This is a genomic window from Streptomyces sp. Tu 3180 (assembly GCF_009852415.1).
Taxonomy (GTDB): Bacteria; Actinomycetota; Actinomycetes; order Streptomycetales; family Streptomycetaceae; genus Streptomyces.
The window spans coordinates 7,157,287-7,178,616 of record NZ_WOXS01000002.1 but is presented as its reverse complement, the minus strand read 5'-3'; the positions used below and the strand labels follow the sequence as shown (position 1 = coordinate 7,178,616).

Genomic DNA, 21,330 nt, shown 5'->3' with positions numbered 1-21,330 from the left:
GCGACCGGTTCGCCGCGCCCGCGGGCAGGCCGCGGGCCGTGGGCTTCATCCGCCGGCGGTGAGCGACGGCACCGGCCCGGCGGCGGTCAGCGCGGTGCGCAGTTCGCGGACGATCCGGCCCAGTGCGGGCGTCGCGGCCCCGCCGCGCTCGGCCAGGTCCTCGACACGCCGTCGCCGGCCGGCCCGGTCCCTGCCCGGCGGCAGGGTGCTCAGTCCCGCCGAGGCCCCCAGGGCGACGACCGCCGCGTCCGTCTCGGGGACGTCCTCGGCCGGCCCGGGGCCGTCGAGGATCCGCCGCGCCTCCTGCTGCAGGTGCCGCACCCGGGCCACGTCGTCCAGGACGTGTTCCACGGTGGGGAACACGCCGAGGACCCGCCGCCGCTCGGCCCGCAGCACCCCCTCGGCCACCAGTTGCTCGCGGACCGCGTCGAGGGTGTGGCGGGCCCGCAGCGTCACCCAGGTGCGCCAGGAGTGCGGGCAGGACTCGCTGACGAGTTCCAGGAGCCCGTCGAGGACCGCGTCCCCGGTGCGGGAGTCCAGGTCGCGCGGCGTGGTGACGCCGTCGTCGTCGATCAGCAGACCGCGCCGGGCCAGGTCGGCGAGGGCACCGGCCCGCACCAGAGGGGACAGGCGGGCCGGGTCGGCGACCTCCCGTCGTGCGGTGTCCCAGGCCAGCAGGTAGAGCCGGGCCGGCGGCGAGAGCGAGCAGTCGGGCTCGGGGCGCGCGGGACGCACGGGGCCTCCTCGGGGTTCGGGTCGGGTACCGGAAAACGGCGTTGACAGCCCATCCGGCCGGCCGTACGGTGTACAGCGCTTCTGTTGCCGTCGAATGGAGAAGGACGTTGCTCGTCTGAGGTTCTGAGACACCGCGTCACACCGGTGAGGTGTGTGCGTCGCGTGCGACCTCGGCGTTCGAGCCGTCCTTGCGATCCCTGCGGAACAGGGCTCTCCTCATGCCCAGGGCATGTCCAGGACCTCCCTCCGGCTGCCGGTCGTCGTCGCGCGGTGTCTCCATACGCGTTTGCCCCTGACCGCCCCGAGCAACCGCGGAGGCCCGCATGTCAACATCCATCACCTGTACCTCCCTCGCCTTCACCTGGCCCGACGGCACCCCCGTCTTCGAGGGCCTCGACGTCTCCTTCGGACCCGGCCGGACCGGACTGGTCGGCGTCAACGGCTCCGGGAAGTCGACCCTGCTGAAGCTGATCGCCGGTGAGCTCGCACCGGCCGACGGCGCCGTCCGGGTGGCCGGCGAGGTGGGGTACCTGCCGCAGAACGTGACGCTGGACACCGCCCTGCGGGTCGACGAGGCGCTCGGCATCGCCGCACGGCGGGCCGCGCTGCACGCCATCGAGGCGGGCGACGCGTCCGAGCAGCACTTCGAGACCGTCGGCGACGACTGGGACGTCGAGGAGCGCGCCCTGGCCACGCTCGGCGAACTCGGCCTCGGGCACATCGGGCTGGACCGCACGGTCGGCGAGGTGTCGGGCGGCGAGTCGGTGCTGCTGCGGCTGGCCGCGCTGCTGCTGCGCCGTCCGGACGTGCTGCTGCTCGACGAGCCCACCAACAACCTCGACCTGTACGCCCGCAAGCGGCTGTACGCGGCCGTCGAGAGCCGGCCGGGGGTCATGGTCGTGGTGAGCCACGACCGCGAACTGCTGGAGCTGGTCGACCAGATCGCGGATCTGCGCTCGGGAGAGGTCACCTGGTACGGCGGCAACTTCTCGGCCTACGAGGAGGCCCTGGCCGTCGAGCAGGAGGCGGCCGAGCGCACGGTGCGGGCCGCCGAGGCGGACTTCCGCAAGCAGAAGCGCGAACTGGCCGACGCCCAGGTCAAGCTGGCCCGCCGCAAGCGGTACGGGCAGAAGATGTGGGACAGCAAGCGCGAGCCGAAGATCGTCATGGGGGCGCGCAAGCGCGCGGCGCAGGAGTCCGCGGGCAAGCACCGCATCATGCACGAGGAGAAGCTCGCCGAGGCCAGGGAGCGGCTCGACGAGGCGGTGGAGGCCGTACGGGACGACGACGAGATCCGCGTCGACCTGCCGTACACGGCCGTGCCGCCCGGGCGCACCGTGCTCACCCTCCAGGACCTGGAACTCGCGTACGGCGCCCGGGTGAACGGCGGCTTCGACCTGCGGGGACCGGAGCGGGTCGCGCTGATCGGGCGCAACGGCGCCGGCAAGACGACGCTGCTGCGCACGATCGCCGGGGAGCTGGAGCCGGTGTCGGGCGGGACGACGGCGCACGTCCCGCTGCGGTTCCTGCCGCAGCGGCTCGACGTCCTCGACGGCGAGCTGACGGTCGCGCAGAACGTGGCCCGGTTCGCCCCGGACGCCACCAACAACCGGGTCCGGGCACGGCTCGCCCGCTTCCTGTTCCGGGGCGCCCGGGCCGACCAGAAGGCGGGGACCCTGTCCGGCGGCGAGCGCTTCCGGGCCGCACTGGCCGCGCTGATGCTGGCGGAGCCGGCGCCGCAGCTGCTGATGCTGGACGAGCCGACCAACAACCTCGACATGGCGAGCGTCCGGCAGCTCACCACGGCGCTGGAGTCGTACGAGGGGGCGCTGATCGTGGCCAGCCACGACCTGCCGTTCCTGGAGTCGATCGGGATCACGCGGTGGCTGCTGATGGAGGAGGGAGAGCTGAAGGAAATCACGACAGAAGCTGTCGGGTATCCCGCCTAGCGTCGGCGGCATGAACCAGTCGAACGAGTCCAGCGCGTTCATCACCCTCACCGGGGCCAGGGAGAACAACCTCAAGGACGTCACGCTCCGCATCCCGAAGGGCCGGCTGACCGTGTTCACCGGCGTCTCGGGATCGGGGAAGTCGTCGGTCGTCCTCGACACGATCGCGGTCGAGTCGCAGCGGCAGCTGAACGAGACGTACACCTGGTTCGTCCGCAACCGGCTGCCCAAGTACGAACGGCCGCACGTGGACGCCCTGGAGGACCTCACCCCCGCGATCGTCGTCGACCAGCGGCCCGTCGGCGGTCACTCCCGCTCGACGGTCGGCACGATGACGGACGTGTACGCGGTGATCCGGGTGCTGTTCTCCCGCCACGGCACGCCGAGCGCCGGGCCGGCGACGGCGTACTCGTTCAACGACCCGTCGGGCATGTGCCCCGAGTGCGACGGCCTGGGCCGGACCGTGCGGCCGGACTGGGACCGCATCCTCGACGCGGACCGCTCCCTCGCCGAGGGGGCGGTCCGCTTCCCGCCGTTCGCCGCGGGGACGTGGCAGGGGCAGGCGTACACGAACAGCGACGAGCTCGATCCGCACAAGCGGGTGCGCGAGTTCACCGCGGCCGAGCGGGACTTCCTGATGCGCGGGCGCCCCGGCAGCAAGGTCACCGTGAACGGCACGGGCGGCACCTGGACCACCGAGTACGAGGGGCTCGCCGACCGGTTCGAACGGCTGTACCTGAAGCGGGACCTGGCGGCGATGAGCCAGAAGACCCGCGACATGGTGCGGGAGTTCCTGGCCGAGGGCGTCTGCCCTGCCTGCCGGGGCGCCCGGCTGAACGAGGCGGCGCTGGCGACGCGCGTGAGCGGGCTGTCCATCGCCGACTGCACCCGGATGCAGGTCACCGACCTCGTCACCGTGCTGCGGGGGATCGACGACCCCCTCGCCCGGCCGATCGCCGGGGCCGCCGTGGCCGCGCTGGAGCGGATCGAGGCGATCGGCCTCGGCTACCTCAGCCTCGACCGGGAGACGTCCACCCTCTCCGGCGGCGAGGGCCAGCGGCTGAAGACGGTGCGGCACCTGGGATCCAGCCTGACCGGGATGACGTACGTCTTCGACGAGCCCAGCGTCGGACTGCACCCGCGCGACGTGCACCGCCTCGGCGAACTGCTGCTGCGGCTGCGGGACAAGGGGAACACCGTGCTGGTCGTCGAGCACGATCCCGACGTCATCGCGCTGGCCGACCACGTCGTCGACATGGGCCCCGGTGCGGGCGCCGGCGGCGGCCGCGTGGTGTTCGAGGGGACGCCGGGCGAACTGGCCGCCTCGGGCACCCTGACCGGGCGGTGCCTGGGCCGCCGCACGGCGGTCAAGGACGTCGTGCGGGAGGCGACCGGCGAGCTGTGGGTGAAGGGCGCCGACCGGCACAACCTGCGCGACGTCACCGTGCGGTTCCCGGCCGGGGTGCTGACCGCGGTGACCGGGGTCGCCGGGTCCGGCAAGAGCACGCTGGTCGCCGAGTTCACCGCCGCCCACCCCGACGCGGTGGTCGTCGACCAGTCGTCCGTCGGGATCTCCGCGCGGTCCACCCCGGCGACGTACCTCGGGATCATGGACACGGTACGGAGGATCTTCGCCCGGGAGACGGGGCGGGACCCGGGGCTGTTCAGCTTCAACTCCGCCGGCGCCTGCGCGACCTGCGGGGGCCGGGGGATCATCCACACGGACCTCGCCTTCATGGACCCGGTGACCACGACCTGTCACGACTGCGAGGGCCGGCGCTTCAAGGAGGAGGTGCTGCGGCTGACGGCCGGCGGCCGCTCGATCGCCGACGTGCTGGGCATGACGGCCGGCGAGGCGCTGGACTTCTTCGACGACCCGGGCGTACGCCGCCGGCTGCGCGCCCTGCGGGACGTCGGCCTGACGTACCTCACCCTCGGACAGCCGCTGTCCACGCTGTCCGGCGGAGAGCGGCAGCGCATCAAGCTGGCCACCCGGCTGCACCGCACGGGCGTGGTGTACGTCCTGGACGAGCCGACCACCGGGCTGCACATGGCGGACGTGGACGGCCTGGTCGCCCTCCTGGACCGGCTCGTGGACGCGGGCAACACCGTCGTCGTGGTCGAGCACGCCCTGGACGTGATCGCCCGCGCCGACTGGGTGATCGACCTCGGCCCGGACGGCGGACGGGACGGCGGTCGGGTGATCTTCGAGGGGACGCCGGAGCAACTGCTGGCGGCCCGGGAGTCGTTCACCGGCGAGCACCTGCGGCGGGCGGTGCGGGGACGCTGACCGGGGGCCCGCCGCGGGCGCGGGCCGGCGGGCGAGGACCGCCGAAATCCGTTACCCGCGGGTACACCCCATCGTCGCCAGGGGTGGCCCTGTCCCGATTCGCCCTGCATGATGGTCCGCCGACGACCGAGGGCGTCCCGGCCGCCCGCGGAGGCCCTCGGCGTGGTCCGACACGCCCCGTCCCACACGGAGTCACGCTCGTGCCCAGCAAGAAGGCCCTGGTCCGCCGCCCCGGCCCCCGCCTGGCCGAGGGGCTGGTGACACACGCCGAACGGGAGGCGGTGGACGTCGGCCGGGCGACGGAGCAGTGGGAGGCGTACGTGGGGGCGCTGCGCGCCCACGGCTGGGAGACGGTCGAGGTGGCCCCGGCCGACGACTGCCCGGACTCCGTGTTCGTCGAGGACACGGTGGTGATGTACCGGAACGTGGCGCTGATCGCCCGGCCCGGCGCCGAGTCGCGGCGCGAGGAGACCGCCGGCGTCGAGGAGACCGTGGCGTCCCTGGGCTGCTCGGTGAACTGGGTCTGGGAGCCGGGCACGCTGGACGGCGGCGACGTGCTCAAGATCGGCGACACCGTGTACGTGGGCCGCGGCGGGCGCACCAACGCGGCCGGGGTCCAGCAGGTGCGGGCCGCGTTCGAGCCGCTGGGCGCGCGGGTGGTCGCCGTGCCGGTCACCAGGGTGCTGCACCTGAAGTCGGCGGTCACGGCGCTGCCGGACGGGACGGTCGTCGGGTACGTCCCGAACATGGACGCGCCCTCGCTGTTCCCCGGCTTCCTGCCGGTGCCGGAGGAGTCCGGGTCGCACGTGGTGCTGCTCGGCGGGGACAAGCTGCTGATGGCGGCGAGCGCGCCGAAGACCGCGGAGCTGTTCGCGGACCTCGGCTACGAGCCCGTCGTGGTGGACATCGGCGAGTTCGAGAAGCTCGAGGGCTGTGTGACCTGCCTCTCGGTGCGCCTGCGGGAGCTGTACGCCTGACCGCAACTCCCTTCCCCGATACGGCTCGTGGACCTGCGGCGTCCGGCCCGTCCGCACCGGGGAGGCCCGCGCGGCCGTACGGCCTGATCAGCGATCTTTACGGTGTCCTTAATCTACGACTACGTAACCTACGGTTTCGTAGCCTACGATTCCGTAGGTTCCGGCGCCGCTCGCCGGTCCCGTCGTACCCGCACCGTCCCCTGGAGTTCCTGTGACGCTCACTTCCCCTCACCTCGGCAGCCCCTCCGTCTGGACCGACGCGAGGCTGTTGTACGCACTGGAGGAAGTGGTCGAGAAGGAGCTCGACCGGCACCTGAAGGTCGCCAAGGACTGGATGCCGCACGAGTACGTGCCGTGGAGCGACGGCCGCAACTTCCCCGGTCTCTTCGAGGACGGCGAGGCCTGGGACAAGGAGCAGTCCAAGGTCACCGAGGTCGGCCGGATCGCGCTCGTGGTGAACCTGCTGACCGAGGACAACCTCCCGAGCTACCACCACGAGATCGCCACCCTGTTCGGCCGGGACGGCGCCTGGGGCACCTGGGTGCACCGCTGGACGGCCGAGGAGGGCCGGCACGGCATCGTGATGCGGGACTACCTGCTCGCCTCGCGGGCGGTGGACCCGGACAAGCTGGAGGAGTTCCGCATGGCGCACATGAGCGAGGGCTTCGAGTCGGACAACCGGCACTCGATGCTGCACTCGGTCGCCTACGTCGCCTTCCAGGAGCTGGCCACCCGCATCTCGCACCGCAACACCGGCCACCAGTCCGGCGACCCGGTCTGCGACCGCATGCTGGCCCGCATCGCGACCGACGAGAACCTGCACATGGTCTTCTACCGCAACCTGCTGAAGTCGGCGTTCGAGCTGGCCCCCGACCTGACGATGCAGGCGGTGCGGGACGTGGTCGTGAACTTCCGGATGCCCGGACACGGCATCCCCGGCTTCGAGCGGGCCGCCGCGCAGATGGCCATCGGCGAGGTCTACAACCTGCGCATCCACCACGACGACGTGCTCCAGCCGGTGCTGCGCTTCCTGAAGGTCCTGGAGATCGACGGCCTCGGCCCCGAGGGCCTCAAGGCCCAGGAGGAGCTCGGCCTGTTCATGGGCGGCCTGGACGCGGAGGCGCGGAAGTTCGACGAGAAGCTGGCGGCCCGCAAGGCCCGGATGGCGGCGCGCGCGCCGCGCTGAGACCGGGCCGGGACCGGCCCGAAGCCGCCCGGACGGGCGGGCCGCCGACGCCGCCGGGCCCCGGTCTCCCGGGCCCGGCCGCTCAGCGGCCCGCCCGCCGCAGTTCCAGCCGCTCCCTCTCCGACAGGCCGCCCCAGACGCCGAAGCGCATGTCGTGGGCCATGGCGTAGTCGAGGCAGGCGGCGCGGATGGGGCAGAGACCGCAGATCCGCTTGGCCTCACGGACCGAGCTGCCCGGCTCGGGGAAGAAGAAGTCTCCCCCGGTCTGCGCGCACAGCGCCTGCTCCTGCCAGGTGAGGTCGGGCGACGGCAACGTTTCGGTGTACATGGCCAAAAGCGTGGCGGGCGGCGAAAAACGTTCGATCAACGCCGCATCAACGCGGCCCGGCACCGCTCGTCCGTCCGTGTGCGTGTCCGCGCCGGCGTCCGTGTCCGTGTGTGTGCCCGTCTCGGCGTCGGCGTCGGCGTCGGCGTCGGCGTCGGCACGATGATGGCGTCACCCCGGCGGGGAACACACGGCGGCGCGCGGGGGAACCGCCGGTTCCCCCCGCCGGACCCGGCTCGGCGTCAGGTCTGCCGCGGATCGCCCCTGAGGACGGCGAAGCGCGCGCCGTACGGGTCCTCGAGGCGGGCCAGGCGGCCGACCCCGGCCAGGGAGGTGGCGGGCATCCGGACCCGGCCGCCCAGTTCGACGGCCTTGGCGACGGCGGCGTCCGGGTCGTCCACCCCGATGTAGGGCAGCCAGTACGGCTGTCCGGACTCCGCCTCCGTGGGATCGTCGGCCAGGGGGACCAGGCCGCCGAAGAAGCCCTCCTCCCCGGTCCCGGCGGGGTTGACGGAGGTGTAGACGCCGCCGGGGAAGGTCACCGCCGAGGTCTCCCAGCCGAGGACCGCGTGGTAGAAGGCGGCGGCCCGGGCGATGTCCGGCGTGTACAGCTCGACCCAGCACAGCGAGCCGACCTCGCCGGCGGCCTCGATGCCCTTGCGGAGGCCGGGCTCCCAGACACCGAAGGAGACGCCCGCCTGGTCGGCGAGGATCGCCGACCTGCCCTGGTCCGCCACGTCCACCGGCGGCACGGGCACGCCGCCCCGGGCCTGCCGGGCGGTCCGCGCCGTGGCCTGCGCGTCGGGGCTCCGGAAGTAAACGGTCCACGCGGGCGGCCCCTGCTCCGGCGTGGTCCGCATCGCGCCCGCGACGATCCTGCCGGCCATCTCGAAGAAGCCGTAGCCGCCGGCGTCGGGTCCCGCCGACCGGAACTCCCAGCCGAAGAGGCCGCCGTAGAAGGACGTGGCGCCCTCGACGTCGGGCGTGCCGACGTCGATCCAGTTCGGGGCGCCGTCGACGAAGCGGGTGGTGAGCATGATGCCTCCTGCGAGGGGTCCCGTCGCCTGCTCCGCCGAGTCTTCCACCGTCCGCCGGCGATCCGCCGCCGGAACACGTGGACGGGCGTGTCCGAACCTCACGCGGAGGCGCGCCGCACCAGGGTCGTCGGCAGGATCACGCTGGAGGGGGCGCCGCCCACGTCCTCCGGTGCGGCCGCGGTGCGGTCGAGGTCGCGCAGGAGCAGACGGGCCATCAGGCGGCCCATCTCCTCGATGTCCTGGCGGACCGTGGTGAGCGGCGGGTCGGTCTGCTCGGCGATCGGCAGCATGTCGTCGAAGCCGACGACCGCCACGTCGTCCGGCACCCGCCGTCCGTGCTCGCGCAGCACGCGCAGGGCACCCGCCGCCGTGAGGTCGTTGGCGGCGAACACCGCGTCCAGGTCGGGACAGCGGCCGAGGAGTTCCCGCATCGCCCGCTCGCCCGCGGCCGGGGTGAAGTCGCCCTCCACGACCAGTCGCGGATCGGCGTCGACCATGACGTCCCGGAAGCCGTCGAGCCGGTCCACCGCGGAGGTCTGGTCGAGGGCGCCGGTGATGTGCGCGACGCGGCTGCGGCCGAGGCCGAGCAGGTGCCGTACGGCGTCCCGGGCGCCGCCCCGGTTGTCGCTGTCGACGTAGACGACGCCGTCCCTGCCACCGCCCCAGTCAGGGCGGCCGCCGAACACCGTCGGCAGCCCGGCACGCTGGATCAGTTCCGGCAGCGGGTCGTCGATGTGCAGCGAGAACACCAGCGCGCCGTCGACATGGCCGCCGGCCAGGTAGCGCCCCACGCGCGCGTGGTCGTCGCGGTCCTCGGTGAGCAGCAGCACGAGCTGGTTGTCGTGGGCCGTCAGCTCCTTGCTGATGCCGCGCAGCTGACGGGCGAAGAAGGGGTCGGCGAAGACGCGGGTCTCCGGTTCGGCCACGATGACGGCGACGGCGTCGTGCCGTTTCGTCACCAGGCTGCGGGCGGCCTGGTTGGGCACGTACCCGAGTTCGTCCACGGCTCGTCTGACCCTCTCGGCCAGGGGTTCCCTGACCCCGTCGGCGCCGTTGACCACGCGGGAGACGGTGGCCCGCGAGACCCCGGCCCGCGCGGCCACGGCCTCCAGGGTGGGGCGCGGCACTGTCTCGGTCACGTCGGGGCTCCTCACCTGCGGCTGCGGGACAGGATAGCCCCGCACCCGCGGGGGCGAGAGCGCTCTCCGATCACTCGGCCCGGTCCGCCGGGCCGTCCGCCGGACCTCGGAATCCGCCCGTGCCGGGCGCGGGCCCCTCCGGGGACCGCCGGACGACCGCGCGAAGCCCCCGGCCGCCGCCCCGCGCCGTACGCACGGCTCCCCGGCGCGTCGTCCGCCGAGAACCACTCCGCCGTGCCCGGAAGGGGCCGCACGCGGAACGACCCGTCCTCGGCGTCGGCGCCGGGTGAGCCCCTCCCCGTTCGCGAGCCGTGCGCAGGCCGTCAGTGCGCGTGTTCCTCCGCTCCCCCGGAGTCCGCGCCGTGGTGGTGCTCGTGCGGGTCGTACCCCGGGATCGTGCCGTCCGGTTTCTTCACCAGGAACAGGCCCACCATGCCCATGTCGGAGTGGCTCTGGACGTGGCAGTGGTACATCCAGGCACCCGCGCCGACGCCCTCCCCCGCGATCACCTGGAAGCCGAAGGAGTCCGCCGGGCCGCAGATCTTGTTGTCGATGACCTGGCTCGGGTCGTCGGGACCGGTGAGCATGCCGGTGCGGTTGTCGGCCCAGCGGTGACCGTGCATGTGGAAGGTGTGGTAGAACTCGCCGTGCGTGATCATGACGAATTCGACGCGGTCGCCCACGGTCGCCTCGAAGTCCGGGCCGGTGTGCGCCGGCCGGTTGTTGATCGTCATGTCGTTGAAGACGATCGTGTGGGTCGCGTCGGGCAGCACGTCGCCCTTGCGGCGCACGACCACCGGGCCGTACAGGCCGTTGCGGATGCCGCCCGTGCCGTGTTCCGTGCCGACCACGTGGTCGTGGTAGTGCCAGTAGCCGGCGCTGCCCGCCCGCCAGGTGCCGTCCTTCCGCCGGCCCGGGGCGTGGGTGCGCCAGGTGTAGGTGCGGGTGCCGCCCGGCTCGACGTCGCTCTTGTTCTGCTTGGTGCCGTCGCTGGAGATCTCGTAGTCCAGGCCGTGGACGTGCAGGCTCACGGGTACGTCCATGGTGTTCTCGAACTCGACGTGCAGCGTGTCGCCCTCGTTGAGCTCGATGAGGGGACCGGGGATCGAGGCCTTGCCCTTCTCCAGGCCGTAGCCCATCCGCCCGCCGTCCAGTCTCTCGGCGTACAGCTTGATCCGCTTCACCTCGCCCCCGGCGGGCGCGGTCTTCGCCGGTCCGCCCGCGCCCACGGCCTCGGGAGCGAGGGACAACGATGTCGCGGCGGCCGCGCCGCCCAGCAGCACCCGCCGGTTGAAGCCGCGTCTGTCCATGCCGGACTCCCCACGTAGCTGTCATGAACCTGTGGAACCGTACCGGCCGCTTTCTTGTTTATCCACACTCAGGACAAAGTTTGTTTCATTGCGGCCATAGGTATTGGCGTGTGGCGCAAAGAGGTCTAGCTTCCTTGACGCTGTTGCCGCGACCGAGGAGGGGTGGGTGACCACATGCGGTTGACATCGCATCAAGGTCCCATGCACTTACGAGGGTTGATCACGAGAGGCCCGAGAACGGCCGGTGCGGGACGGCGGGCCTGGGCGGCCACCGTCACCGCCGGGATCGTCGCCGCCGGACTGATGTCGGGCCCGGCCGCCAGTGCGCGCCCGGCGCCGGATCCGTCCCTGACAACGATGTCCATCAAGTCGCCCCCGGGCGGCGCGAACGTGCGCGTGCTGCTGTTCCACGGCTCGGCGGCGGGCGGCGAGGAGTCGCCGCTGGTGAACGCGGGGATCGAGGCGATCGAGAAGATCGGCCTGTCCGGCCCGGCGGACCAGCGGTTCAAGGTCACCGCCACCGACGACGCCTCGGTCTTCACCGACGACAAGAGGCTGGGGCGCTTCAACACGATCGTGTTCCTGACCGGCGGCGGGGACGTCCTCGACCCGGACCAGGAGGCGGGTCTGGAGGCGTACATGGAGGCCGGCGGCGGTTTCGTCGGCCTCCACGACGCGGCCCGCGCGGAGCCGTACTCGGACTGGTTCACCGGTCTGATCGGCGCACGCCCGGCCGCTTCGAGTCCCGAGGGGGTGCAGCGGGCCACCGTCGAGGTGGGCGACCGGCGGCACCCGGCGACCAGGAGCCTGCCCCTGCAGTGGAAGCGGCCCGACAAGTGGCTGAACTGGGTGAAGAACCCGTCCGGCGAGGTGCACACGGTCGCCAGGGTGCGCGAGTCGACGTACGCGCCCGGTGCGGGCGCCAACGGCTGGGACCACCCGGTGAGCTGGTGCCGCGACTACGACGGCGGCCGGTCCTTCTACACCGGCATGGGCGGCACGGTGTCGTCGTACGACGAGACCGACTTCCGCGACCACCTGCGCGGCGCCCTGCTGTGGACCACCCGGCTCGTGCGGGCCGACTGCAAGGCCACGATCACCGGCAACTACGAGGCGAAGCGCCTCACCCGGCCCAACCAGCCGGGCCGCAACGACCAGATCGGCGAGCCGCACGGCCTGGTCACCGCCCCCGACGGCCGCGTCTTCTACATCGGCCGGGGCGGCGCCGACGCCTCACGGCCGGTGGTCACCGACTGGAACGACCCGGACATCGGCAAGGGCGAGGGCGAGATCCACGTCTACGACCCGAGGACCGGGAAGGTCACCCTCGCCGGGACGCTCACCGTCTTCGGCAACAAGGGCGGCGGCGACGAGCTGCAGAAGGTCGAGGAGGGGCTGCTCGGCATCGAGCTGGACCCGGAGTTCCAGGAGAACGGCTGGGTGTACCTGCACTACACGCCGCACTCCGGGATCGACCGGGACACGCACATGGCCGAGCGGCGGGTCTCCCGCTTCACGTTCGACCACGCCACCGGCAGGCTGGACCCCGGCAGCGAGAAGGTGCTGCTGAAGTGGCCGGTTCAGATCCACAGCTGCTGCCACGCGGGCGGCGGGATGGCCTGGGACTCCGAGGGCAACCTGTACATCGCCACCGGTGACAACAACTCCAGCGGCTTCAGCGGCGGTTACTCGGGCAACAACCCCGAGCCGAACTTCAAGGGCGTCTCCTTCGCGGACGCGCGCCGCACGGCCGGCAACACCAACAACCTCAACGGCAAGATCCTGCGCATCCACCCGGAGCCGGACGGGACGTACACCCTCCCCGAGGGCAATCTGTTCACCGGGAAGGAGACCGCCGAGGGCGGCGGGAAGACGCGCGGCGAGATCTACGTGATGGGCGTGCGCAACCCGGCGCGCATCTTCGTCGACAAGTCGACCGACATCCTCTACGCGGGCTGGGTCGGCCCGGACGCCGGCCAGCCGTCGACGACCTGGGGTCCGGCGAAGTACGACACGTTCGCCGTGATCACCAAGGCGTCCAACCGGGGCTGGCCGTACTGCATGGGCAACAAGCAGCCCTACCGGGACCGCAACCTTCCCGACCCGTCCAAGCCGCTCGGCTGGTACGACTGCGACCACCCGAAGAACGAGTCGCCGAACAACGACGGCCTGGTCAACCTGCCGCCGGTGACAGGCAACAACATCTGGTACTCGCCGCAGGGCGGCGGCCCGGACTTCCCCCGGGACGCGAACGGCGTCCCGTCGTACAAGGCGGAGGAGACCTCCTACCGGCTGCCCTGGCTCAAGGGCGGCGGCCAGGCCGCGATGAACGGGCCGGTCTACCGCTACGACGAGGCGAGCACGAGTGGCACCAAGTGGCCGGCCTACTGGGACGGCAAGTGGTTCGTCGGCGACTTCTACGACGCCGACCAGCCGCGCAACGCGGTGGTGATGGACCCGAAGACGCAGGGAGACGGCGGTCTGCCGGTGCACTCGGAGTCGCTGAAGAAGATCGTGCCGGTCGGCAACGACGGCATCAAGAACCTGATGGACTGGAAGTTCGGTCCGGACGGGGCGCTGTACGTCCTCGACTACGGCCGCGGCTTCTTCACCTCCGACTCCAAGTCCGCGCTCTGGCGGGTCACCTACACGGGCGGCGGCCCGACCCCGGCCGCCGGCCAGCTGGCGAGGGAGGCCGGATGAGACCAGTGACACGACGGCGAAGGGTGTGGGCGGCCCTGCTGGCCGCCCTGCTGACGATGCTCGGCCTGCAGACGGCCTCCACGGCCGGCGCGTCCGGGGCCCCGGACGCCGGGGCGGCCCAGCAGGTGCTGACCTGGACCGCGGGGAACGACATCGACAGGTACCTGTCGGCGCCGGCGACGGCGGTGGCGGGCCCGGCGACGATCGTCTTCGAGAACAGCGCGGCCACCGGCAACACCACCGGCATGCCGCACACGCTGACGTTCGTGACCTCCGACCCGGAGTTCAACGACGACGTCCAGCTGAACATCCTGGCCAACCCGAACGACGCCCAGGGCGGCAAGCACACCGCCGAGGTGACCCTCACCCCGGGCCGCTACCTCTACCACTGCACCATCCCCGGCCACGGCCAGATGCAGGGCATCCTGACGGTGACCGAGGGCACGGGTGAGGACACCACCGCGCCCGAGGCGACGGCGGAGGTGACCGGCACGCGGAACGCCGAGGGCGCGTACGTGGGTTCGGCGAGCGTCGGCATCGAGGCCACCGACGAGGGCTCGGGCGTCGACCGGATCGAGTACGCGATCGGCGCCGACGGCGCCTGGCAGCCCTACACCGCCCCGGTCGTCGTCGACCAGGTCGGCACGCACACGGTGCGCTACCGCGCCCTGGACAAGGCGGGCAACGTCTCGGCGGAGAAGAGCGTCGGGTTCACGGTCGTCGCCCGGCCGTCGGACGACACCACGCCGCCGGAGACCTCGGCGACGGTGGACGGCGAGAAGAACGACGACGGTGCCTACGTCGACATGGCGACGGTCACCGTCACCGCGTCCGACACCGGTTCCGGCGTCAACACCATCGAGTACGCGATCGGCGCCGGCGGTGCCTGGCAGGCGTACACCGGCCCGGTGATGGTGCACCAGGCCGGCACGCACACCGTGCGCTACCGCGCCACCGACAAGGCGGGCAACGCGGCGGCGGAGAAGAGCGTCGGGTTCACGGTCGTCGCCGCTCCCCCGCAGGACACCACCCCGCCGGCGACCGGCGTGACCGTGGAGGGCACCAGGAACTCCGACGGCGCCTACGTCGGTGACGCCACGGTGACCATCAGCGCGGACGACGGACACGCAGGCTCCGGTGTCGCGGCCGTCGAGTACTCGCTCGACGGCGGGCCGTACCTGGCCTACACCCGGCCGGTGGTCGTCGACCGGGCCGGCAGGCACACCGTGGCCTACCGGGCGAGCGACAAGGCCGGCAACACCTCCCAGCCGCTCACGGTGAGCTTCACGGTCGTGGCGGACGGCGGGGTGCCCGCGCCGAACTGCCCGGAGTACGACGAGCGGCTGACGGTGATCGTCGGCACGGTCGACTCGGGCGTGCCGAACCGGGTCACCGGCAACCGGTGCCGGATCGGTGAGCTGATCGAGGACGAGAAGGAGTGGACCTCGCAGGCGCTGTTCCTGAAGCACGTGACGAGCGTCCTGGACGAGCTCCGGGAGGAAGGGGTCGTCGACAAGCGGGAGTACCGGGCCATCAACAGGGCGGCCCGCCAGTCCGGCATCGGCAGGCCCGGCCAGACCGAGGGCTACCGCAAGATCCTCGACGGCAGCGAGGAGTCGTTCGCCGAGTGGGAGCAGGTGGGCGGCGGTTCGTTCGCGCTGAACCCGGACGGCTCGATCACCTCCGGCACCACCCGGGGCGGGCTCGGCATGCTGTGGTTCCCCGAGCGCAAGTACGGCGACTTCTCGCTGAGGCTCCAGTGGCGGGACGACGCCCCGGGCACCGGAAACGCCAACTCCGGTGTGTTCGTGCGGTTCCCGCAGGTCCACGACCACCCGGAGGAGTCGCGGCCGGAGTGGGTCGCCATCAAGTACGGGCACGAGGTGCAGGTGTTCGACTCGCCCGCCGGCGACATGTACAAGACGGGCTCCGTCTACGGCTTCGACCGGGTCGGCCTGGCCGGCGCGGGCGTGACGCAGAAGGGCACCTGGAACGACTACGAGATCCGCGTGGTGGACCAGCACTACTCGGTCTACCGCAACGGCGTGCTGATCAACGAGTTCGACAACACCGGCGGCCAGGACTTCACCCCGCCGCGCTCGGACGACCCGGGCACGGACGGGCGGCGGTTCGCCTCCGGCTACATCGGACTGCAGGTGCACGGCACGACGGACGTGGTCTCGTACCGGGACGTCCGGATCAAGGAGCTGCCCTGACGCGGCTCCGGCACCGCCCCGGCACGGCGGTGACCGGGAAGCCGCCGGCTCCGGCTTCCTGACCCGGCTCGGCCGCACCCGCCCCGGCTCCCCCGGCGTCGCCGGGCGCCCGGGCGGGTGCGGCAGGCCGTCCGCGCCGGACCGGCGGAGGCGTCAGGCGCGGGTCACGGCTGCATGAGCACCTTGACCGCGCCGTCCTGCTTGCGCTGGAACATGTCGTAGGCGTGCGGCGCCTCGGACAGCGGCAGGCGGTGCGTGGCGAAGTCGTCGACGCCGAGGGGATCCTCGTCGGTGAGGTACGGGATGATCTCGTCGCTCCAGCGGCGGACGTTCGCCTGCCCCATGCGCATCTGGATCTGCTTGTCGAACAGGGTGAGCATCGGCATCGGGTCGGCCATGCCGCCGTAGACGCCGACGAGCGAGAGGGTGCCGCCGCGCCGCACCAGGTCGATCGCGGTGTAGAGGGCGGCGAGCCGGTCGACGCTGAAGCGTTCCGCCATCGGGCCGCTCAGTTTGCGGGGCAGCACCGACGAGACGTTCTGCACCATGCGGGCCGCCGCGCTGCCGTGCGCCTCGGTGCCGACGGCGTCGATCACGGCGTCGGGGCCGCGGCCGTCGGTCTGGTCGCGGATCGCGGCGACCAGTTCCTTCTCGTCGTCGAAGGAGCGCAGGTCGAAGGTCTCCACGCCCCGCTCACGGGCCCGGCGCAGCCGCTCGGGGACCAGGTCCACGCCGAAGACCCGCCCGGCGCCCCGTACCTGGGCGACCCGGCAGGCCATGTCGCCGATGGGGCCGAGGCCGAGCACGGCGATGCTGCCGCCCTGCGGGATCCCGGCGTAGGCGACCGCCTGCCAGGCGGTGGGCAGCACGTCGGAGAGGTAGACGAACCGGTCGTCGGGCGGCCCCTGGGGGAGCTTGATGGGGCCGTACTGCGCCTGCGGGACCCGCAGGTACTCGGCCTGGGCGCCCGGCACCGCGCCGTACAGCCGGGTGTAGCCGAACAGGGCCGCGCCCATGCCCTCGGCGCCGACCTGTGTGGTCTCGCACTGTGTCTGCAGTCCGGTCAGGCACATCCAGCAGTTGCCGCAGGCGATCTGGAACGGCACCACGACCCGGTCGCCGGCCTGGAGGTCCGGCACCCCGGCACCGACCTCCTCGACGATGCCCATCGGCTCGTGGCCGAGGATGTCGCCGGGGGTCATGAACGGGGTGAGCACCTCGTACAGGTGCAGGTCGGATCCGCACAGTCCGGTGGAGGTGATGCGGATGATCGCGTCCGTCGGCTCCTCGATCCGTGGGTCGGGCACGTTCTCCACCCGCACGTCCCGCTTGCCCTGCCAGGTCACAGCCCTCATTGCCGCCCGCTCCCTCCGTCGTGGCCGGTGTGTCGCTGATGCGGTGGGGCCCCGGGTACCCGAGCGGCCCGGACCGAACCGCGCCGCTGCGCCGATCGGCGCAATCACCGCGCGGCACCGCCGCTGACCGGGTATGGCCACCGACGATCGGAAAAGCGCACAATCAAGACAGCCGAGGACACGAGGCGGGCACGGTGGCGACGGTGGGCACGGGACGAGGAGCGCGCACGCGGCGCGGCACGGCGGCGAGGGCACTGTCGGCCGTCCTGATGGCGGCCGGTCTGGCGGCCGGCTGCACGGCGTCCGGCGGCTCGACCGACGACGGACGCGGGTCGACGGCGCCGTCCTCGCGGGATCCGCGGCCGAACGGGGCGGACGGCCCCTCCGTGCTCGCGGTGAAGATCGACAACGTTCCCGCCGCCCGGCCCCACACGGGCGTGGACGCCGCGGACGTGGTGTACGTCGAGCAGGTCGAGGGCGGGCTGAGCCGGCTGATGGCAGTGTACGCCACCCGGCTTCCCGAATCCGTCGGGCCGGTGCGCAGCGCCCGGGAGTCCGACCTGGAGCTGCTGCGCCAGTTCGGCCGGCCGGTCCTGGCCTTCTCCGGGGCGCAGAGCAGGCTCCTGCCGCTGATCGACCGGGCGCCGCTGGAGGGGGTGACGCCCGAGTCGTCGTCCGGCGCCTTCCGCCGGGGCACGGACCGCTCCGCCCCGCACGACCTGTACCTGCGGCCGGAGCGGCTCATGGACGACCCGCCCGGCCGGGCCGCCCTGACCACCGGCTTCCGCTTCGGCCCGCCGCCCGCGGGCGGCGAACCGGAGGACGCGCTCACGGTGCGCTACCCGGCGGCCCGCTTCACCTTCACCTGGTCGGACGCCGACGGCCGCTGGCCGGTCTCGTTGGACGGCGTCCCCGCGACCACCACGGAGGGCGACCGGCTGGCACCCGCGACCGTGGTCGTGCAGTACGTGACCGTGCGCCCCTCCGACTACGGGGACTTCCTCGGCAACAACACCCCGTACACCGAGACGGTGGGCTCCGGGGAGGCCACCGTGCTGCGCGACGGCCGCGCGTACGAGGCGAACTGGAGCCGCCCGACCGCCGAGGACGGCACCTCGTTCACCACCGAGGACGGCGAGCGGATGGACTTCGCGCGCGGTCAGGTGTGGGTGGTGTACGCGCAGGCCGCCTGATGGCCGCGGGTCACCGTGACGGCACGGGTCCGGCGTCCGCCGCCAGTTCGGCCAGCGCGCGTCGCGTCAGGCCGTCCGCGCCGCAGGAACGCGCCAGCGCGAGGCCCCGCTCGAGATCGGTCCGGGAGCGGGCGAGGACGCCGTACTCGACGCGGGCCGCGGCGTGTTCGTACTGGCAGGGCGACGACTCCAGGTACCTGACCGCCTGGGCGGCGAGGCGGACCGCGCGCTGGCCGGTCTCCAGGGCGGCGGCGACGCGCAGGGCCTCTCCTATGGCGGTGTCCGTGCCGAAGCGCTCGGCCTGCCGGCGGACGTCGACGGCGAGCCGGGCGGCGCGGGCGGGGTCCTCGCCGGCGAGGGCACGGGCGAGGTCCACGGCCCAGGAGACGTGCACCGGGTTGTGGTGGCCGCGGGCGTCCGCCGCCTTCTGAGCCGCCTCCAGTTCGTTGACGCCCTCCTCGGTGCGGCCGACGGCGAGCAGCAGCCGGCCGCGCACGGAGCGCAGGTCGGGCAGCACGACGGTGGACGGGTAGGGCGGTGCGAAACCGTACCGTTCGGCCGCCGCCCAGGCCTCCTCGACGTGGCCGCGGGCGAGCAGGGTGTCGACGAGGTTGCAGGTCACCGTCCAGTGCAGGGGCAGTCCGCGGCCGACGCGCTCGGCGAGGTCCAGGGACTCGCGCAGCGACTGCTCCGCGGCCTCCAGCCGGCCCCGTCTGCGGTGGCAGAGACCCACGTAGGCCTGGGCCAGGGCGAGGTGGCCGCCGCTCCAGCCGGCGGTCTCGTAGGCGCGCAGGGCCTCGTTGCACAGGCTTTCGGCGCGGTCGAGGCGGTCGGTGTAGGCGTAGGAGCTGGTCAGCATCAGCAGCAGTTCGACGCCCCACTCGGAGTCGGTCCAGCCGAGGCCGGGGGCGAGGCGGCCGTTGACGAGGGCGCGGTCGCAGAGTTCGACGACCACCTCGGCGTTCTCGCCGCGCATCATGGCGTCGAAGGCGCGCAGGATCAGCAGCGCGCGTTCGGAGTTGTCCCGGCCGGTGCAGGTGGCGGCGAGTTCGGCCAGCCGCTCGGAGCGGCCCGGGGAGAGGGCCTCGCCGGCGTGGATGCCCTCCCACATGAACTGCACGGCCCGCAGCCGCAGATGGGCGGGGCCGGTGCCGAGCCGGGCGGCCTCCGCCTCGACGGTGCGGACGGCCTCCTCCATCTGGTCGTTGTGCAGGAGCGCCTGGGACAGCCGGACCACGGCGTCCACCCGCTTCTCGCCGTCGAGGCCGGGCATGCCGAGCGCGGCCCGCAGATGGCCGATGGTCCGGGCGGGCGCGGTGAGGAAGGTGGCGCAGCCCAGTTCGTAGAGCACGTGCGCGTGGACCTCGGGGCGGGGCGGTTCCTCCAGGGCGCGTTCGAGGCAGCGGCGGGCGGCGTCCGGGGCGCCGACGGCGAGGTGTTCCCGGGCGGCCTCGCGCAGTTGCCAGACGAGTTCCTCGTCGTCGTCCGGGTGCACTTCGAGGAGGTGGCGGGCCGCCGCCGCGGCGCAGGGCGTCGGGGATGGAGTTGTAGACGGCGGTGGCGATCAGCGGGTGGACGAACTCGAGGTCGGCGGGCCCGGTGCGGCCCGTGGCGGCCGGGTCGGGGACGGTGAGGATGCGGGCGCTGCGCAGGAGTTCGGCGCAGCGGACGGCGTCGTCGTGGTTCAGGGTGGCGAGCCGGGCCACCAGGTCGACGGTGATGTCGGAGCCGAGGATGGCGGCGGCCCAGGCGAACCGGGTGGCGTCTATGCCGAGTTGTTCCAGGCGGGCGACGAGGCCGCCGCCGCGGGCGGAGCGGTTCAGCTCGCGCAGTTCGCCGGCGTGGGCCTCGACGGGTTCGAGTTCGCTGTCCTGGACCTTGGCGAGCAGTTCGACGGTCTCGTAGGGGTTGCCGCCGGTGACGGCCCACACCTCGCGGCAGAACGCGGCGTCGGCGTGCTCGCCCAGCGTGGCGCGGGTGAGTCCGGCCGTGGCGGCCGGGGTGAGGGCGCTCAGGGTGGTGACGGGGCGGTCGGCCGCGGCGGCGACGGCGTCCAGGTGGCGGGCGCTCGCTCCGGAGACGTCGCCGGGCCGGCGGGCGACCACGACGAGGACGGACAGGTCCGCCAGGCGCTCGGCGAACCCGGCGAGCCAGTGCAGGGTCTCCTGGTCGGCCCAGTGGGCGTCGTCGATCAGCAGCACCAGCGGCCAGTCCCGGCGGGCCAGCCGGCGCACGGCGGCGGTCAGTCCCTCGCACACGCCCTGCGGGTCGGCGTGCCGGGTGCCGGGCTCCGCTATGCCGAGGGCGGGGCCGGCGATGTCGTACCAGTCTCCGAGGTACTCGCGCGCCTCCTCCGGCAGCATCGACACGAGGGCGGGCTGGAGGAGTTGGCGGACGACGTTGAAGGGGACGGAGCGCAGGGTCTCGCCGCCGCGGGCGGACCACACGGTGCAGCCGCGCTGTTCGGCGATGCGCCGGGTCTCGGCCAGCAACGAGGTCTTGCCGAGACCCGCCTCGCCGCGGAGCACCAGCAGGCTGCCGGGCGAGGAGCGGTCCGCACACAGGGTGTCGACCGCCCGTGCGAGGGCGGCGACTTCCTCGTCGCGCTCCCACAGGGAAGCCGAGGCCGCGGCCGTGGGCCGTACCTCCGTCATCCCGCTACCTCCCCAGTCGCCCGAACGACGTACAGACCTCGAGCGTAGTCCTCCGGCCGCCCGGGCGGTGGCCGGTCGGGGCAGCTGTTGCCGTGACGGGTGACACCGGGGGCGGGGGGTCGACGCGCTCCGCCCTCCCACCTGGGGTGCCGACGGTCAACACCCGGCGGGGTTCCGGTGAACGACGAGCGCGGGGCGGGCGCGGGCGCACGGCGGTGGTGCGACCGGCGCGCCGGGGCGAGGGTGTCCCGCCGGACGCTC

At 73.0% G+C, this 21,330-nt stretch carries 13 protein-coding genes and 1 pseudogene; 7 read left to right on the top strand and 7 right to left on the bottom strand.

Annotation, left to right across the window (positions count from 1 at the left end):
• Positions 1–45: 45 nt before the first annotated feature.
• The gene (locus tag GL259_RS32710) at positions 46–735 is read right to left on the bottom strand and encodes a GPP34 family phosphoprotein (protein ID WP_159536874.1); all 690 of its coding nucleotides are present in this window, start codon (positions 733–735) and stop codon (positions 46–48) included.
• A gap of 323 nt (positions 736–1,058) precedes the next feature.
• Between GL259_RS32710 and GL259_RS32705 the strand changes: the two genes are divergently transcribed.
• The 4 genes from GL259_RS32705 (at position 1,059) to GL259_RS32690 (ending at position 7,137) form a co-directional block, all read left to right on the top strand.
• Positions 1,059–2,684, top strand: a complete 1,626-nt coding sequence (locus tag GL259_RS32705) for an ABC-F family ATP-binding cassette domain-containing protein (protein ID WP_159536873.1) — start codon at positions 1,059–1,061, stop codon at positions 2,682–2,684.
• 10 nt (positions 2,685–2,694) lie between these two features.
• Positions 2,695–4,974, top strand: coding sequence for an excinuclease ABC subunit UvrA (locus GL259_RS32700; RefSeq protein ID WP_159536872.1), 2,280 nt, complete (start codon positions 2,695–2,697; stop codon positions 4,972–4,974).
• Positions 4,975–5,174: 200 nt separating this feature from the next.
• On the top strand, positions 5,175–5,951 hold the full coding sequence (gene ddaH, locus GL259_RS32695; RefSeq protein WP_159536871.1) for a dimethylargininase: 777 nt from the start codon (positions 5,175–5,177) through the stop codon (positions 5,949–5,951).
• A gap of 211 nt (positions 5,952–6,162) precedes the next feature.
• Positions 6,163–7,137, top strand: a complete 975-nt coding sequence (locus tag GL259_RS32690) for an acyl-ACP desaturase (RefSeq protein ID WP_159536870.1) — start codon at positions 6,163–6,165, stop codon at positions 7,135–7,137.
• 82 nt (positions 7,138–7,219) lie between these two features.
• On the opposite strand, the gene GL259_RS32685 is transcribed toward GL259_RS32690, so the two are convergent.
• The 4 genes from GL259_RS32685 to GL259_RS32670 all read right to left on the bottom strand — a co-directional run bounded on the left by GL259_RS32685 (position 7,220) and on the right by GL259_RS32670 (position 10,948).
• Positions 7,220–7,465 carry a WhiB family transcriptional regulator gene (locus GL259_RS32685; RefSeq protein WP_159536869.1) on the bottom strand — a complete coding sequence of 82 codons (246 nt, stop codon included), beginning with the start codon at positions 7,463–7,465 and terminating at the stop codon, positions 7,220–7,222.
• A gap of 239 nt (positions 7,466–7,704) precedes the next feature.
• Positions 7,705–8,499, bottom strand: a complete 795-nt coding sequence (locus tag GL259_RS32680) for a VOC family protein (protein WP_159536868.1) — start codon at positions 8,497–8,499, stop codon at positions 7,705–7,707.
• Positions 8,500–8,597: 98 nt separating this feature from the next.
• Entirely contained in the window at positions 8,598–9,638 is a 1,041-nt protein-coding gene (locus GL259_RS32675) for a LacI family DNA-binding transcriptional regulator (RefSeq protein WP_159536867.1), read from the bottom strand.
• A gap of 323 nt (positions 9,639–9,961) precedes the next feature.
• Complete coding sequence (locus GL259_RS32670) at positions 9,962–10,948, bottom strand: multicopper oxidase domain-containing protein (protein WP_159536866.1); 987 nt, start codon at positions 10,946–10,948, stop codon at positions 9,962–9,964.
• Between the two features lie 201 nt (positions 10,949–11,149).
• Here GL259_RS32670 and GL259_RS32665 point away from each other — a divergent pair, with 201 nt between their 5' ends.
• Positions 11,150–13,651, top strand: coding sequence for a ThuA domain-containing protein (locus GL259_RS32665; RefSeq protein ID WP_159536865.1), 2,502 nt, complete (start codon positions 11,150–11,152; stop codon positions 13,649–13,651).
• On the top strand, positions 13,648–15,867 hold the full coding sequence (locus GL259_RS32660; protein WP_208026545.1) for a family 16 glycoside hydrolase: 2,220 nt from the start codon (positions 13,648–13,650) through the stop codon (positions 15,865–15,867). Before GL259_RS32665 ends, GL259_RS32660 begins: the two co-directional genes overlap by 4 nt.
• A gap of 164 nt (positions 15,868–16,031) precedes the next feature.
• Here the strand turns inward: GL259_RS32660 and GL259_RS32655 are convergent, their stop codons facing one another.
• Positions 16,032–17,222 carry a zinc-dependent alcohol dehydrogenase gene (locus tag GL259_RS32655; RefSeq protein WP_159536864.1) on the bottom strand — a complete coding sequence of 397 codons (1,191 nt, stop codon included), beginning with the start codon at positions 17,220–17,222 and terminating at the stop codon, positions 16,032–16,034.
• Positions 17,223–17,416: 194 nt separating this feature from the next.
• Here GL259_RS32655 and GL259_RS32650 point away from each other — a divergent pair, with 194 nt between their 5' ends.
• On the top strand, positions 17,417–18,415 hold the full coding sequence (locus GL259_RS32650; protein WP_243762454.1) for a DUF3048 domain-containing protein: 999 nt from the start codon (positions 17,417–17,419) through the stop codon (positions 18,413–18,415).
• Positions 18,416–18,425: 10 nt separating this feature from the next.
• Here the strand turns inward: GL259_RS32650 and GL259_RS32645 are convergent.
• Positions 18,426–21,069 (bottom strand): annotated as a pseudogene (locus tag GL259_RS32645) (AAA family ATPase).
• Positions 21,070–21,330 lie beyond the last annotated feature (261 nt).

What these genes read in the sequence shown, in the direction of transcription:
- GL259_RS32660 (WP_208026545.1), top strand. Translation starts at nt 13,648, where the DNA reads ATGAGACCAGTGACACGACGGCGAAGGGTGTGGGCGGCCCTGCTGGCC.
- GL259_RS32705 (WP_159536873.1), top strand. Translation starts at nt 1,059, where the DNA reads ATGTCAACATCCATCACCTGTACCTCCCTCGCCTTCACCTGGCCCGAC.
- GL259_RS32700 (WP_159536872.1), top strand. Translation starts at nt 2,695, where the DNA reads ATGAACCAGTCGAACGAGTCCAGCGCGTTCATCACCCTCACCGGGGCC.
- GL259_RS32680 (WP_159536868.1), bottom strand. Translation starts at nt 8,499, where the DNA reads ATGCTCACCACCCGCTTCGTCGACGGCGCCCCGAACTGGATCGACGTC.
- GL259_RS32670 (WP_159536866.1), bottom strand. Translation starts at nt 10,948, where the DNA reads ATGGACAGACGCGGCTTCAACCGGCGGGTGCTGCTGGGCGGCGCGGCC.
- GL259_RS32665 (WP_159536865.1), top strand. Translation starts at nt 11,150, where the DNA reads ATGCACTTACGAGGGTTGATCACGAGAGGCCCGAGAACGGCCGGTGCG.
- GL259_RS32685 (WP_159536869.1), bottom strand. Translation starts at nt 7,465, where the DNA reads ATGTACACCGAAACGTTGCCGTCGCCCGACCTCACCTGGCAGGAGCAG.
- GL259_RS32655 (WP_159536864.1), bottom strand. Translation starts at nt 17,222, where the DNA reads ATGAGGGCTGTGACCTGGCAGGGCAAGCGGGACGTGCGGGTGGAGAAC.